This is a genomic window from Bacteroidota bacterium, from assembly GCA_020161395.1.
In the GTDB taxonomy this organism is placed as follows: domain Bacteria; phylum Bacteroidota; class Ignavibacteria; order Ignavibacteriales; family Ignavibacteriaceae; genus UTCHB3.
In genome coordinates, this window is the sequence record JAIUOE010000003.1 from 63060 (window position 1) to 77761 (window position 14702).

Sequence of the window (14702 nt, forward strand, 5' to 3'; positions counted from 1 at the left end):
TAAAATCAAAGACATTCTTTGATGTTCCTTAAAAATAAAAATATATAATACTGTCAAAAATAATAGTTATTAAGATACCGTCAAATAAAAAAAGGAGACCGAAGCCTCCTTTTTGAAAAAATAGTGTGATTAATGGATTTAAGGGTTCAGAAGGATCCTCGAATCCGGAAATCAACCCATGTTTTTTACTATTTCGTTTGCGAATTCGCTGGTTTTCACTTCCCTGGCACCATCCATCAGTCTTGCAAAGTCGTAGGTAACCACTTTGCTCGAAATGGTTTTTTGAAGTGCTGATTCGATAAGTCTGGCAACTTCAGTCCAACCAAGATAATCAAACATCATCACACCGGAAAGAATAACTGAACCGGGATTGATCTTGTCGAGATTTGCATATTTTGGTGCAGTACCGTGTGTGGCTTCAAACAGTCCGATCGAGTAGCTGAGATTTGCGCCCGGAGCTATGCCGAGTCCGCCAACCTGCGCTGCAGCCGCATCCGAAAGGTAATCACCATTAAGGTTTGGAGTAGCTACCACATCATACTCATCTGGTCTCAGAAGAACCTGCTGGAACATGCTGTCAGCTATTCTGTCCTTAATTAGCAGTTTGCCTTCAGGTACTTTACCACCATAAGTTGACCATACTTCATCTTCTGTCACGGTCACATTTCCGAATTCTTCCTTGGCAACTTCATAACCCCACTCTTTGAATGAGCCTTCGGTAAATTTCATGATATTACCTTTGTGCACGAGGGTTACACTTTTTCTGCCATGATCAAGTGCGTATTCAATGGCTTTCTTTATTAACCTTTTTGAACCAAAAGCTGACATTGGTTTTACGCCGATTCCTGATTCAGGACGAATATTTTTTCCGAACTTTTTATTAATAAGTTCGATTATTTCATTCGCTTCAGGTGAGCCCGCTTTGAATTCAACTCCGGCATACACATCCTCCGTGTTCTCTCTAAAGAGGACGATATCGAGTTTTTCAGGAGTTTTAACAGGGCTTGGGGTTCCGGTGTAATATTTAACCGGACGGACACAGGCAAAAAGATCGAGTCTCTGTCTTAGAGTAACATTAAGGCTTCTGATTCCGCCACCAACGGGTGTGGTAAGCGGTCCTTTGATTGCCACGAGATACTCTTCAATCGCCTGCAGTGTTTCTTCTGGGAGCCATTCGTTTTCACCATATACTGCGAGAGATTTTTCACCTGCAAATATTTCAGCCCAGGCAACTTTTTTCTTTCCGCCGTACGCTTTTTCCACCGCTGCGTCAAATACTGTCTGTGATGCTTTCCAAATATCAGGACCTGTACCATCCCCTTCAATATATAACAACACCGGATTATCGGGCACTACCAGTTTCCCTTTATCAACCGTAATTTTTTCACCAAAAGCGGGAACTTTAATGTGTTTGTAGTTTCCCATTAGCTGACCTCCTTCTCATTAAGTTTGTTTAAATCGATTTTCCCTGAGCGCCTCTGAAACAAGCCAAAAGCAACCAGTCCGACGATTACAGCGAACCAGAGTGTTGCCACTCTGATCAGTATCGTCGAAGAAACAGCAATGGCTTCAGACTTCCCAAGGGACTGAATGAACAGTGTAAAAAGTGCATCCGCAGCTCCAAGTCCCCCGGGCAGAAACGACAAGGCTCCTGCAACTGTTGCGAATGAATAATAGAATGATGCTCTGAACAGCGAAACATCAACAGAAAAATCTTCCAAAATCAAAAAATACGCATAACATTCGAAAAACCACGACAATAAACTGAATATCGTCATTAGAAAAATCGGCTTGGGTTTTAACAGTATATACGCACTTTCGTACAACTCATGAAGGTGAGGAATAATCTTCTTCAAAAACCCGATTTTCCCCAGTAAATCAATTATCCCCAATGAAAGTTTACGGTTCGAAATCACAACGATCATAACTATGAATGCAACGATCGCTCCTATAGCGAACACCCTCCCGTAGTTAAAACTCATCGCTCCCACCAAAGCGATTATCATCAGAGCAGTCATGTCAGTTACCCTCTCTGCAAAAATCACCGGAGCGGTTCTGCTGACGGCAACCCCCGTTCTCTCTTTCAAAAGAAAAGATTTCAAGACTTCTCCCATCTTTCCCGGAGTTACGCTTAATACAAACCCGCTTAGAAAAATGAGAAACGACTCCCCTGCTCCAATCTTAACCCCTATCAGGCCCAGGTAATAGTGCCATTTGATAAAACGGAATATGTAATTTGCAAATACCAGTAAAAGTATTACCGGAATCAGATAAAGGCTGAATCCTGAAAGTGCCTTTAACACCTTGTCGAGGTCGGCATAAATCGAAAAACCCAGATATATGATCACCGATGCGATTATTGAAATGATGATCTTTTGCTTGTAGTTTTTCACTTCAAAACTTTCTTAAGAGCCTTGTAAACGGCATTAGTGGGAAGACCCATCACATTGTAATAACACCCCGAAATACTCTCCATGAATATGGAACCGTAGCCATCCTGTACACCGTACCCGCCAGCTTTGTCGAATGAACTTCCTGTTGCAACATAACCATCTATTTCTTCTTCTGTAAGGTGAGTAAACTTCACCTTGGTTTCCACTGCTGAATCGATCCGCTTTCCGTTTTTTGTATTCAGGACAGAAAATCCCGTGACAACAACATGTTCATTTCCACTAAGCATACCCAGCATCTTTTTTGCTTCAGTTGCATCTGCCGGTTTTCCGAGTATTTCATTGTTTAAAACCACTATTGTGTCCGCAGTAACTATAATACCCTCTATGCCGCGTCCAAGCGCATCATCCATTTTCCGTTTTGCGAGAAGTGTCGCCACTTCCTTCCTGGGAACCTCCGCATCAAACGACTCATCGGTATCAAGGGAAATAAATTCCAGTTTACGGACTATCTGACCGAGGAGAAAACGCCTTCTTGGTGAGGCGGATGCGAGAACCACTTCTATATCAATTATCATAAACTTGAGTTATTTCAGTACCCGGGAAATAGTGTAAGAGAATTTCGGTAAATGGTGTTTTGCTACGGCTTTGATTTAACGCTCCCCATTGGCACATACCAACTCCATGACCATTACCCTTGCCTGTAAAGACTATCTTGCTAAGAATCCCCTCCTTTTCAATCAATTCAATAGTGAAATTGGAACTTCGGAGGATGGAATTATCCTTTTTGCTCTTAATAACATCCCTGATCTTTGAACCGGGGATTAAAAATGGTTTCTGATCCCTTATATTGACAACAAGTCCTTTTGCCCGTCCCGATCTGTAGCGCTCTTTTATCTCAAGTCCCTCAAGAACAAGGTTTTTTGACTTGATTAACTGAGCGTCAAAAAGATATCTTATGATTTCGAACGGAGTGTAGGTCTCTGTCCAGCGGTACGAGGGTGATTTTTCGCAGTATGGCGGATCTCCGTCAGGAACCCCTTTAAGGTACGGGAGATCAACAGGACCAAATACATTCGCAATATCCTCGGTATGCCCGCCACAATTGGCGTGGTAAAAGACGAGCGCAGGTTTTTTATTATAGGTCAAAATCAGACCTTCGGTCTCCCTAACAGCCCTGCTGTCAATTCCTGTTTCGACATCAAGTCCACCATATGCCTGATCCTTCACTCCATCAGTCACATCAAAAAAAGCTCTCTTCTCAACAATACGATTTAAGGCAAAGGTCCTTCCCGCAACTGCTGCACATTTCAAAGCTTCGAAAAAATGATTGTCTTTCAACCCTATCTCAAGAGGGACCACGCCAAGGAGGTAGTCTTCAAGATCGAGATAATTAACAACAAAAGTCTTTGATCCCTGAGCCAAAAACCAGAGTTCACCCCTGTAAGATTTTTTATGGAAATTTATAAATTCCTGGTTGTTGGCAGGTTTCATTTTAACAAACGGAGCAGAGATCGCGCCGGATGGTAATGTAATATTTACAACGCCTTTTGCGGAACTGACAACAATTTTTTCACCATCATTTATAACCCCTTTTCTCTCTTCACCCACAAGAAATTCTGCATCAATATCCAGTTTAAAGGAAAATTCCTTAACCTCTTCATCCAGCAATACACGAATGTTTTGCCTTAATTTTGACGTGGAATTGTTGCTGTTTTGCCCGGGAATCTTTCCCGATGAACTCCTGATTGTTGTTGCACAGGAAGAAAATAGAAAAGGAAATACTAAAAGGAGGTAAAAGAGGATTCTTTGTTGGGATTTGAGAGGGAAAGGAACCAATTTATCGTTTATTCTAACGGAACATTGCCTTTATGCTGCCCCAGGTCTTCTTGAAACCTGAAACTGAATGACTGACCGACACTTCTTTTGAATAAGAAGCCGAATTATCCCTGTCATTTATTCTGAGACGGTAAACATATATGACATCGGTGGTTTTGTAGGCACCTTCGTCATAATAGACATAGTAGGAGTTGTTACCTTTTGGTCTTACAGTGGTAACTTCTGTGAAAGGGGTGTTGTGCGTTCTTCTCTCAATGGTAAACTCTCTGAGATTGCTTTCAGAGGTGGTTTTCCATTCAACCTTCACTTTCCCGTCTTCACTTTTTGCATAGAAAAAGTCGAGAAATGCGCCGGCTACAAGCGTGCCGATAGAAAAAAGGAGTGCGAGAAAAATTACTTTTACTTTCATACATGCAATATAATGGGTTTACAACAAAAATCAAAGAGAAAAAGAAATATTTTTTTATCTCGTGTGATGTAAAATACTTCAGTACTTCAGAAAATCAGCAGTTCTGAAGCTCCGGGGTCCTGAAGTTCCGAAATTCTGAATCTCAATATACCATATCCTCTTCAATGTTATCCAAAAGCCGAAGATAGCTGTCGTATCTTTCGGGAGATATCTCCTCCCTTTCGACAGCTTCAATTACTCCGCAGCCGGGTTCATGCAGATGAGTACACGGTTTATATTTACATTTTTGGAGATGATCTGCAAACTCGACAAAATAGTGGCTTAAATCATCTTTTTGAATACCGAAGGGGGCGATTTCCCTGATACCGGGAGTATCAATAAGGAAGGTATCATTGTCAATTCTGTTCATGTTAACAATAACAGTGGTGTGCTTTCCCCTTTGTGAATAGGCGCTTATATCCCCGGTCGCAAGATTGAGTTCAGGGAAAAGCGCATTTATCAGAGATGACTTGCCCACACCAGAGTGTCCCCAAAACAGACTCTTCCTTCCGGTAAATCGTGTTCTTAAGTCATCAATTCCCTCCCCTGTCAATGCCGAGACAGCATACAATTCATATCCCAAACCGGTGTACAGTTCAGCCCAAAGTTCTGGTTCCTCGGGTATTTCAACAAGATCCAGCTTGTTAAACACAATTACCGGATGAATATTTGAACTTTCGGCAATCACAAGAAATCTGTCGAGAGCCTTGTTGTTGAATGGTGGCACTCCAAATGAACAGATAATAAAAATCTGATCTATATTGGCAGCGATTACCTGTTCGAGGCGTTCCCCCCTTAGAGTTGAACCTTTGATTTTAGGTGCTTTTCGTGAAATGTAATTTTTTCTTGAATCAACGGCAAAAATCACACCCGAGGTGTCATCTATCAAGTCAAATTCTACGAAATCTCCTACAACCGCAATGTCAGTAAGCAGGAGCTTGTCCTTTTTCATTCGGAGGTCGTGCTTGAACCTGCCTCGAAGAACACACCTGATGACCCGGTTTTCTCTTTCAGGCATCACCCAGTGGCTTTGGCCCTCAATCCTGATAAGCAGACCCTTAATGGGAAACTCCGGATTTAGAAACGGAAAGAAACACCAAAAACAGCATTGTGATAAGTTATATCCTGAAGGGTTCTTGACTGATTAAACCCGTAGTTTTCACCAAAATCTTTCCACCAGCCATACATGTAAGCCACATCAAAAGACAATTCTCCGTCGAGCAGATAGCCAAACCCAAAAGTCAGGAATTTTCTGTCATATTCTGAAGGATCCTCTTTATAGGGTGATTTCAAAGTGAAATATCCCGCTCTTACCCGTGCATCAATGACAGGGATTGTGTATTCCGCACCGAAATTGTAATTGAGTACCGCCCTGAGAGTTGCCTGCACATCTTTATTGAGACCACTGACGAATGAATTTCCAAGTCCTGAAATATCTCTGAATTTTGTCTGCGAGTAATCCATAAATGATGCCTGTCCGGAAATAATCAGTCCTCTGAAATTGACTGAAACACCACCAGTAAACTTAAACGGTTTCGAAATCTCATATTCAACATCACTGGCATAATCAGCGGGATCAACAGAAACCACTCTTCCATTACCCCAGGAAGACGAAGCTTCAACACCATATTTTTCCTTGATGGTGTAGGTTGTAGGCATTTCGACGGCAACTCCGACTCTTGCCAGGTCCCTCACTTGATAAAGCATTCCTAATTTTATGTCGTAGAAACTTACATCCCAGTTTAGCATTGTTTTATAGTCAAATGTTCTGAACTGTTTGGTAAAGGCATTTCCCGGAGCCAGTTCATTTCCTTCATAAACACCATTGACATCTTTTTCACGAAGATCAAAATTATTTTCATAATCTCCCCGTCCGATACCTATTGTGACACCGAGAAAGAGATTTTTATAAGCCTCATACGCTGCCGAGAAATTCCAGACGCCGGTTGAGCCAGTCTGAAGTCTTGTCCCTGACTGATTGAGTCTTCCATTGATTTTCGTGACCGAATTATCATCAGTAAGATAAAGCTCGAAAGGAATGTTCGAATAGCTGTTCAGATTCTGAATCATGGAATTGCTGCCAGCGTTAAAACCGTTGAAAGCCAGCTTACCGGAAAAGTCATGTACATTATTGTAGGAAGTTCCGAGAACGAGACTTCCTCTCAAAGTGGGAACCGGGATAAGAATTGAAAAATTATCCAGAAGTGCTGCAGAATTGTTCACACTGTTCTGATTTCCGAAGAATGTGGTATTATTGCCTGTACTTGAGTACTTGAATCCTGTTCCAAGCTCGAACCTTCTGACCAACGCAATGCCGGCTGGGTTGGAATTCATACCCAATCCGTCATCGCTCATCGCCACGAAAGCGTTTCCCATTCCGATCGACCTGGCTCCGGATCCGAATCCGGGCATCGCAAGCCTGACAGCGTCATTAACAGTCTGAGAGAAAATCAAACCCGTAGAAAAAAGAAATAATATCATCAATTTTTTCATTTTCTTCCGCCTCCTGAATTGGTCCGCCCTGAACTGTTTTTATTATCACCGGAATTACCGCTTCTGCTGTTACTGTTGTCATCACTATTGGATGATTTTTTTGCCGGAGCTGTTGAAGTGGAAGTGGTAGTCGGGGTTGTTGAACCCGAATTACCGCTCGAACTTCCCGAACCGCTTCTGGTAGTCGTAGCTCCGGAATATTCACCCGAAGAATTTCTTCCGCCGTCACGATTTCTAAGATTTGTCTTCTCCCTGTCTCTTTTTCTTGTAACCGGAGATTCGGCATCATTTCCATCCAACGAGCCGCTTGAACCCACTGTCACCGGGGTGATGGAGTACCACCAGGGAAGCCCGTGGTAGCTTGAATATCCGCCAAAATAATTACCCGAATAGTAAGATTGGACATAATCCTCTTCATCGTAGTCTCTTTCTATCTCGGTTATCTCCTCTTCAGAAAGACTCTGTCCGGTGTCAACTATCGTATAACAACCGCTCAAAACGAGAGGAGAAAAGAGCAAAAGGAATATCAAAATCAAATTTTTCATATTAAACCTCGTTATCTCGAACCCGACCGTCTGCTGCTGCCTGAGCTCGATCCTGAATTGGAACGGGACGAACCTGATGAATGACCACTGCTTCCTGAGGAGGAAGAAGGTGACCTGTAACTCCCGCTGCCCGATCCGCCGTCATTTCTGCTTGAGCCCCTGTTACTTCTTCCAGAACTTCCTGATCCGCTGGAGTTACCGTCATTTCTTGATGGTGATTTATACGATTTTCCCGAATTTCCTGATCCGCTGGAGTTACCGTCATTTCTTGATGGTGATTTGTAGGTTTTACCGGAACTGTTGTTGTCACCGTCATTTCTCGAAGGTCGTTTTGTTTCCCTTCCTGTACTGCCTGAATTGTCATTCTTTTTTGTCTCCCGGGTTGATTTTCTGGTTCCCGAGTTGTTGTTACCCTTTTTCTCGCCGTCATTGCGGTTATCTCTTTTGCGGGTAACTGCAGGTGATTCACCGTCATTTCTGTCAGTTGACCTTTTTTCAATTTTTTTGGTATCGTTTCCCGTACCATCGGTTCTGTCACCCGAACGGACATCCCGTTTAGTAACTTCCCTGCCGGAATTTCTTTTTACCACAGGTTCCTCATCCCGGTTCCAGGTATCAAAACCACCCCGTTTGCGTTCAGTTTTCACTTCATCATCTGTGGCTCCTGAACCGTTTCGTGAACCGTCATTCCTTACGCCTGAGCGTTTTGCAGCCTGATCATTGCCTCCGGTGATTCCGGGAGTTCTCGCACCTGATCCGTCACCTCCAGATCCTCTCGATCCTCTGCCTCCATCTCTGCCACGAATGGAACTGATATCTCTGTCACGATATTTGTATTTCGAGAAACCATCGTTGTAACCGTAATGTCCGCCATAATGATGCCCGTAGCCGTAGTTCCAGCCATAGTAATAAGGATAGGGGTCATACCAGTAGTACCACGGATGATAAACCCATCTTGGATAATAGATGTATGGATTGTAATACCATGCCCAAAAAGGATCATAACAAAAATTATCCCAAACATAACCGTAGCCGTAACCAATATTGACGGAGACTACCGGACGGGTCCAGTAATCATCCTGTTCCACATATTTATATCTTTTGATGGTTATGTCGTAGTCGGTGTCAGTTTCAATTTTGGAGACGACTGTAGTATCATCAATTTCAGAGACGGAATCATCAGAGTCTCTTTGGACTACTTCAATCTCTACCTCCTTGGTTTCGGGTCGCTGCACTTCAAACTGGGTGTAGCAGCCCGTAGCCCAAAAGGCGAACAATAAAACTGGTATAAAAATCGTGGTTTTCATGACGGCTCCTTTTTTTAAATGATTCAGCAAATATCGTGCCTGATCATTTGTGCCTTGTTTCTTCTAAATTCAAACATCAACGAATTGCACATTGTTCAATAAAACAAACAACTGTTTAATTTATTGAACAAATTACAATTATCCAATGGTTTAATATATCAATTGGATTCCCAATAAAAAGGGTAAAAACGGGTTGGAAGTGCTAATTTGCCATCAAAATGTCGATTTTTCCCGACATTTCTTCAAAATCAAATGGCTTGTAAAGAATGGCATTTACATAGCTGCGAATCTGGGATTCCAGCGACAAAATATTCCTTGTGAATACATATGTCATTATGATGGGCATGGGTTGTATATTCTTGATGAGATTTTCGATCTTCTCATTCGGCTGGCAGTCAATAATAAGCATGTCGAAATCTGAACTCTTCAGAAATTTTTCGATTTGATCAAAATCATTTGTCGTGGTAACTGCGTACTTCTTCTCAAAGTACATCAGCACACTGGCACAAAAACTAAGATCTGGTGAATAAAAAAGTATGTTTTTCATTTTCTTCATGCTTGTTGCTTTTTTATAAGCGAATTTTATGCCAAACTCTTTGAGGTATTATTTTTTAAAGATATTTTGCGTTTTTATACAGATTTTGGGTAATTTGCCCGGGAAATAATTCTCTTTTTCGGTAATACTTTTACTCAATTCTCAATTTTGAAAATTTGATCGATACAAAATGAAAACTTTGAAGTTTATAGCTGTATTTATTTTTCTCCTGTTCACAACAAACTTTGCGCAGGAAAACCCCGATTCTTCATCCGTACCGGAAGGACAGGACTCACTTGTAGCAGGGTCAGATACGAGTACCGTTTTTGTTGAAGACTCCGTTGGAGTTTATGTGATTGAGTCATATGTTAGGGAAGAAGAGAAAAATGAAATCGTTATCTATTTCTTCACCACTTCACCTGCAAAAGCAACAGTCGTTTTTGAAGGGAAACAGCGATTTGTCGTATCCGACACCCTTGGTGAAAGTTTTCGGTTTACCACGGATGTTTCAAATGTGAAGGCTTCTTCCCAATTGTTGAAAACAATAATTTATGTTGAGGATGCATTGGGGAACAAGAGTTCGAGTGAGGAGTTTGAAATAAAGTTACCTTTCGAACCTCAGATTGAAGGAACATGGCTTGGTTACCTTACAGATTGTACGCTCGGTGGAATTGCTTTTCTTGTACCTTCTGTCGGTACTTCCCTTTTCAAAAATGAGAGCAGATTCTCATTCTTTAAAGAAATCCCTGTAGTTGTTTTTCAAAGTGCGATCTCAGAGCTCCCTTGGATGGCGCTTTCTTTGGAATACGCTCACACACCTGACATTGATTTCAGGAATCGCTTTTTCACAGGTCTAAAATTTCCGTTTGAAATTCCAATTATAAAATACGCGGCTCCGGGAATAAGCTACACGACCAACTTTCTCGGTGTAAATGGTATTTCCCCTGAAATTTCCTTCGGATTTTTCGATATTTTCAGAGTGATTAATTTTAATCTGAAAGCAAGATACAACTTCTTCCCTTCAGCTGAAATCTTGAATCATTTTGACATAAACATAGGTCTCACTTCCTATTTTCTGACCTTCTCCTTTTAAGCAAAAGAAAGCTGATGACTTTGGAATTTATGTTATCAGTCATGTGTTATAACATATGATGTGTATCATAATCGAGGAACCATGCTTAAGAAATTTGCTTTTATCTCTATTTTATCTGTAGTCTCACTTTTAGCTCAATCTGGAAGCGTTAAAGGCGTAGTCTCAAGTCAGGGCAAACCTTTACCGGGAGTAACTGTAAAAATCAAAGATACCAGACTTGGTGCTGTCACTGACCTTGATGGTTATTATGAAATAAAAAACATCCCGGCGGGAAAAAAGACTATCTCTTTTTCGTACATTGGCTTTTCAATGGTTGAGAAGAGCATTCTGATAGAAGCGGGAAAAACACTCACAGCAAATATTTCCCTCTCCGAAACTAATATTCTGCTCGATGAAGTTGTCATTTCAGAGAAATCGCGGGATGCTTCCGACACTGAAACGAGTGTAATCGAACTTGAACCCGAACAGGCTAAGGTACTCCCCGGTGCCGGTGAGGATGTTCTCAGAACTCTCCAGGCTCTCCCCGGAATTGTAGCCCCAAACGATTTTTCCTCTCAGCTCGTTGTAAGAGGTTCAGGTCCCGACCAGAATCTGATAATCATGGACAATGTCGAGGTTTTCAATCCCTACCGGCTTTATGGATTCATCAGCATGTTCAATCCCGATGCAGTTTCAGATATCACTCTTATTACAGGTGGTTTTCCGACAAATTACGGTGACCGGCTTTCAGCAGTCCTCGAAGTATCAAACAGAGAGGGTTCAACAAAAAAAGGCATTACCGGAAGTCTAAATGCTTCCATCACCAATGCTAATCTGGTACTCGAGGGAAAAAATCCCTTTAACATTAAAGGGAGCTGGTTGATAAACAGCAGAAGAACATATTATGATTTGATTCTCGAACCTTTCGCAAAAAGTGCCGGACTTATCGAGGACGACTCGGCTTTCCCCAATTTTTATGATATTCAGGCAAAATTTACCTTCGGTCCTTTCGATGGACATAAAATCAAACTTTTTGGAATTTACTCCGCAGATGGTGTAAATATCGTCTCAGGTAAGGACCGTGTTTCACCGGACAGCATCTCGGTTAATAATGTTACGAGAAACGATGTTATCGGTTTGACATGGGATTATGCACCGAACTCGGATCTGTTTTTTCAGTCAACCCTTTCCTGGTATAAAAACAGCGGCGATGCCGGGTTTGACTCGGAAGTCCTTGATCCATCTTTGAACAGAGAAAGTTTTAAAGGATTCGATTCTGATACACTAAGCCCCTATCTCCTGAACTTTAAGTTTAAGTCAGAATTTATTTTTGAAAAATACTCATGGGACTCGAAACTCAACCTGCTTTGGGGAAACAACAATCTTCTCGAGGCTGGTTTTGGGCTCGACCGTCTGACAACCACCCTTGCATTTGACTTTGAATTTGACCCCCAGCTTCGGGCTTTGTTCTCAGCAAATCCAAATTTTCGTTCCTCAATCGACGATCTAAACGACACAAAAACCTATTATCGCTACAGAGCATATCTTCAAAACAGATTTAATCTGTGGGAAAGGTTTTACATAAGTGCAGGACTTCGATTCGATAATTATCAGATTCTTGAAAAATCATACATAGCCCCAAGAATATCAGCTTCATGGGCATACGATGACCTTACAACGATAAGGGCTTCCTGGGGTATATTCTATCAGTCCCCCGGTTACGAAAAACTTCAGGATGCAGGAGTTCTCTACGATTTTTCCCGTCAAAATACTGAAACACTGGAAGCATCCAAAGCGATTCATTATATCCTGGGTGTTGAAAGATGGCTTTCCTTCGAATGGAATCTGAAAGTGGAAGCCTACTACAAGGATTTTCATAATCTGGTGGTTCCAAAAATAGTTACCGGCACCCGTTTCTACACCGAACGGATTCCGGGACAGGATCCAAACTCAAGTTCCGGTTGGACGAGACCGGTTAGGGTGCAGTCAGATTCACTCACCCAGATTCCTGTAAACGATTCCTATGGTGAATCTTACGGACTGGAAGTGATGCTTGCAAAGAAAAACCTTGACAGAAATTCCAAAATCAGCGGATGGATTTCATATTCATTTGCCGTGGCTGATCGATTCGAGAGAAATTTTACCGTGCCATTCAGATTTGACCAAAGACATACAATAAACATCGTGCTCGATTACCAGTTTGCCAAATCGTGGAATCTGGGTGTCAGATGGCAATATGGTTCAGGATTTCCTCTGACAACTCCCGAGGGAGTTGCTCCCAGGGTTATTTTTATGGATACCGACGGAGACCGTCAACTCGACTCCCCCATCCTCGCTGTCAGAAGAAGTGCCAACGGAAGTTTTTCGGAAGTCATCTACGATGTGGCATTCGAGGACAGAAACCGGTTCAACTCGAGAAAACCGGAATACCACAGGCTTGATGTAAGGGTAACCGCACTCGCCCGGTTCTGGGGTCTCGACTGGAGTTTCTATCTTGATGTTATAAATGTATACAACAAATCAAACATTATTGGCTATAATTATTATGTAACGGAGGATAAAAAACTGGGTGTCAGACCGACCTCCATGTTTCCAATTCTTCCCACTCTGGGTTTTAGCATAAAGTTTTAATTTCGTATTATTATAGTTTCATTTTTTAAATATTTATGCAACTCCCGCAATACAAATCTGTAACTAAACTGACTCTCGAAATCAAGGCAACCCTGGAGATGGGGTTCCGGAATGAGACAATTATTGGTGAAATATCCAACTTCAAAGCTCATTCCTCGGGACACTGGTATTTTACACTGAAAGATTCCGATGCTTCCATCTCCTGTTCGATGTGGAGCAGTAACAACAGGAAGCTTGGGTTTACTCCAAAAGATGGAATGCAGGTGATCTGTAGCGGGCCCGTGACGGTTTACGCACCCAGAGGCAGTTATCAGCTTGATGTTCAGACTATGAAAAATGTCGGGGTTGGTGATCTGCAGGTTGCGTTCGAATTTCTAAAGGAAAAGCTCGGCAAAGAGGGGCTTTTTGATGCCTCACGGAAGAACCCGGTTGGTTCATTTCCTTCCAAAATCGGAGTGGTCACCTCTTCTACCGGTGCCGCCTGGCAGGATATCATCGCTGTTGCCAACAGAAGATTCCCGATGGTCGAGCTGGTTCTCGCCTCAGCCAGGGTTCAGGGTGAAGGTGCCGCTCAAAGTATCGCCGAAGCCATTGATCAACTTAATAAATATGATGATATCGAAGTAATTATTGTCGGCAGAGGTGGAGGCAGTCTTGAAGATTTGTGGGCTTTCAATGAAGAGACAACAGCAAGAGCTATTGCCCGTTCGCGCATTCCTGTAATCTCGGCTGTCGGTCATGAAGTTGATTTCACCATTTCAGATTTTGTCGCCGATTTGAGAGCAGCCACTCCCACTGCAGCTATGGAACTCGTCACTCCTGATTTCAACGAGGTTTTATCGGCAGTAAAAAACCTCTCTCAAACGATTGAAAACAGAACACTTGCAAACTTTAAATCAAAACAGGAACGGGTTTACAGATTTGTTGAATCTCCGGTGATGTCGGCTCCTCTAAGCCTTATTAAATTCAACAGTCAGCGACTCGATTTTGCTCTGATGCAAATCGACAATAATATAAACAATCTCGTCAAGGATTTTAAAAACAGAGTAAATTCGGCATTGCTCCATTTGAAATCAAATGATCACAAACGAATTCTTAAAAAGGGATTCGTCTATGTTACACAGGATGGGAAATTTGTAAAACTTTCCACCGGGCTCGACAAAGAAAAATCTTTCGACTTGAACTTTTTTGACGGAAAAATTCTTATTAAAGGTAAAGATGAGTAACAATACCAGCGAAGTGTCGCAATTTAAAATTAAACTCGAGAGGATTGAGCAAATATCCTCGCTGTTGGAGGATCCTGATCTGGATCTTGAACAGGCGATTCTGCTTTACGAAGAAGGCATGAAACTTTCTCAGGAGTGTCTCTCTTCGCTCAAACAAGCTGAACTTAAAATCACGGAATTGAAAAATTCCTTTAAATCATATTAATGATCACCAAT

At 42.0% G+C, this 14702-nt stretch carries 14 protein-coding genes; 4 read left to right on the plus strand and 10 right to left on the minus strand.

The features are described from left to right. Window positions 1-171: 171 nt before the first annotated feature. The 10 genes from icd to LCH52_05700 form a co-directional block, all read right to left on the minus strand. Complete coding sequence (gene icd / locus LCH52_05655) at window positions 172-1425, minus strand: isocitrate dehydrogenase (NADP(+)) (protein ID MCA0387963.1); 1254 nt, start codon at window positions 1423-1425, stop codon at window positions 172-174. Then, window positions 1425-2393: a flippase-like domain-containing protein gene (locus LCH52_05660; protein ID MCA0387964.1), complete on the minus strand. Its 969-nt coding sequence runs from the start codon at window positions 2391-2393 to the stop codon at window positions 1425-1427. The genes icd and LCH52_05660 overlap by 1 nt, the downstream gene beginning before the upstream one ends. After that, window positions 2390-2968, minus strand: coding sequence for a Maf family protein (locus tag LCH52_05665; protein ID MCA0387965.1), 579 nt, complete (start codon window positions 2966-2968; stop codon window positions 2390-2392). The genes LCH52_05660 and LCH52_05665 overlap by 4 nt, the downstream gene beginning before the upstream one ends. Then, window positions 2958-4061, minus strand: coding sequence for a SpoIID/LytB domain-containing protein (locus tag LCH52_05670; GenBank protein ID MCA0387966.1), 1104 nt, complete (start codon window positions 4059-4061; stop codon window positions 2958-2960). The genes LCH52_05665 and LCH52_05670 overlap by 11 nt, the downstream gene beginning before the upstream one ends. 181 nt (window positions 4062-4242) lie before the next feature. Further along, on the minus strand, window positions 4243-4638 hold the full coding sequence (locus tag LCH52_05675; GenBank protein MCA0387967.1) for a hypothetical protein: 396 nt from the start codon (window positions 4636-4638) through the stop codon (window positions 4243-4245). 142 nt (window positions 4639-4780) lie between these two features. Beyond that, window positions 4781-5629 carry a ribosome small subunit-dependent GTPase A gene (gene rsgA / locus LCH52_05680; protein MCA0387968.1) on the minus strand — a complete coding sequence of 283 codons (849 nt, stop codon included), beginning with the start codon at window positions 5627-5629 and terminating at the stop codon, window positions 4781-4783. A 125-nt stretch (window positions 5630-5754) separates the two neighbouring features. Further along, window positions 5755-7170: an outer membrane protein transport protein gene (locus tag LCH52_05685; protein ID MCA0387969.1), complete on the minus strand. Its 1416-nt coding sequence runs from the start codon at window positions 7168-7170 to the stop codon at window positions 5755-5757. Next, a complete protein-coding gene (locus LCH52_05690) occupies window positions 7167-7715 on the minus strand; it encodes a hypothetical protein (GenBank protein MCA0387970.1) in 549 nt (182 codons plus the stop codon). The genes LCH52_05685 and LCH52_05690 overlap by 4 nt, the downstream gene beginning before the upstream one ends. 11 nt (window positions 7716-7726) lie before the next feature. Next, window positions 7727-9022: a hypothetical protein gene (locus LCH52_05695; GenBank protein ID MCA0387971.1), complete on the minus strand. Its 1296-nt coding sequence runs from the start codon at window positions 9020-9022 to the stop codon at window positions 7727-7729. 202 nt (window positions 9023-9224) lie between these two features. Continuing rightward, window positions 9225-9569: a hypothetical protein gene (locus LCH52_05700; GenBank protein ID MCA0387972.1), complete on the minus strand. Its 345-nt coding sequence runs from the start codon at window positions 9567-9569 to the stop codon at window positions 9225-9227. Between the two features lie 178 nt (window positions 9570-9747). Between LCH52_05700 and LCH52_05705 the strand changes: the two genes are divergently transcribed. The 4 genes from LCH52_05705 (at window position 9748) to xseB (ending at window position 14691) form a co-directional block, all read left to right on the plus strand. Continuing rightward, window positions 9748-10650, plus strand: coding sequence for a hypothetical protein (locus tag LCH52_05705; protein MCA0387973.1), 903 nt, complete (start codon window positions 9748-9750; stop codon window positions 10648-10650). Between the two features lie 81 nt (window positions 10651-10731). Next, window positions 10732-13260 carry a TonB-dependent receptor gene (locus LCH52_05710; GenBank protein MCA0387974.1) on the plus strand — a complete coding sequence of 843 codons (2529 nt, stop codon included), beginning with the start codon at window positions 10732-10734 and terminating at the stop codon, window positions 13258-13260. 35 nt (window positions 13261-13295) lie between these two features. Further along, window positions 13296-14486, plus strand: a complete 1191-nt coding sequence (gene xseA / locus LCH52_05715) for an exodeoxyribonuclease VII large subunit (protein MCA0387975.1) — start codon at window positions 13296-13298, stop codon at window positions 14484-14486. After that, on the plus strand, window positions 14479-14691 hold the full coding sequence (gene xseB, locus LCH52_05720; GenBank protein ID MCA0387976.1) for an exodeoxyribonuclease VII small subunit: 213 nt from the start codon (window positions 14479-14481) through the stop codon (window positions 14689-14691). The genes xseA and xseB overlap by 8 nt, the downstream gene beginning before the upstream one ends. Window positions 14692-14702 lie beyond the last annotated feature (11 nt).

What these genes read in the sequence shown, in the direction of transcription:
- LCH52_05695 (MCA0387971.1), bottom strand. Translation starts at nt 9,022, where the DNA reads ATGAAAACCACGATTTTTATACCAGTTTTATTGTTCGCCTTTTGGGCT.
- LCH52_05710 (MCA0387974.1), top strand. Translation starts at nt 10,732, where the DNA reads ATGCTTAAGAAATTTGCTTTTATCTCTATTTTATCTGTAGTCTCACTT.
- LCH52_05665 (MCA0387965.1), bottom strand. Translation starts at nt 2,968, where the DNA reads ATGATAATTGATATAGAAGTGGTTCTCGCATCCGCCTCACCAAGAAGG.
- LCH52_05675 (MCA0387967.1), bottom strand. Translation starts at nt 4,638, where the DNA reads ATGAAAGTAAAAGTAATTTTTCTCGCACTCCTTTTTTCTATCGGCACG.
- xseA (MCA0387975.1), top strand. Translation starts at nt 13,296, where the DNA reads ATGCAACTCCCGCAATACAAATCTGTAACTAAACTGACTCTCGAAATC.
- xseB (MCA0387976.1), top strand. Translation starts at nt 14,479, where the DNA reads ATGAGTAACAATACCAGCGAAGTGTCGCAATTTAAAATTAAACTCGAG.
- icd (MCA0387963.1), bottom strand. Translation starts at nt 1,425, where the DNA reads ATGGGAAACTACAAACACATTAAAGTTCCCGCTTTTGGTGAAAAAATT.
- LCH52_05685 (MCA0387969.1), bottom strand. Translation starts at nt 7,170, where the DNA reads ATGAAAAAATTGATGATATTATTTCTTTTTTCTACGGGTTTGATTTTC.
- rsgA (MCA0387968.1), bottom strand. Translation starts at nt 5,629, where the DNA reads ATGAAAAAGGACAAGCTCCTGCTTACTGACATTGCGGTTGTAGGAGAT.
- LCH52_05700 (MCA0387972.1), bottom strand. Translation starts at nt 9,569, where the DNA reads ATGAAAAACATACTTTTTTATTCACCAGATCTTAGTTTTTGTGCCAGT.
- LCH52_05705 (MCA0387973.1), top strand. Translation starts at nt 9,748, where the DNA reads ATGAAAACTTTGAAGTTTATAGCTGTATTTATTTTTCTCCTGTTCACA.
- LCH52_05690 (MCA0387970.1), bottom strand. Translation starts at nt 7,715, where the DNA reads ATGAAAAATTTGATTTTGATATTCCTTTTGCTCTTTTCTCCTCTCGTT.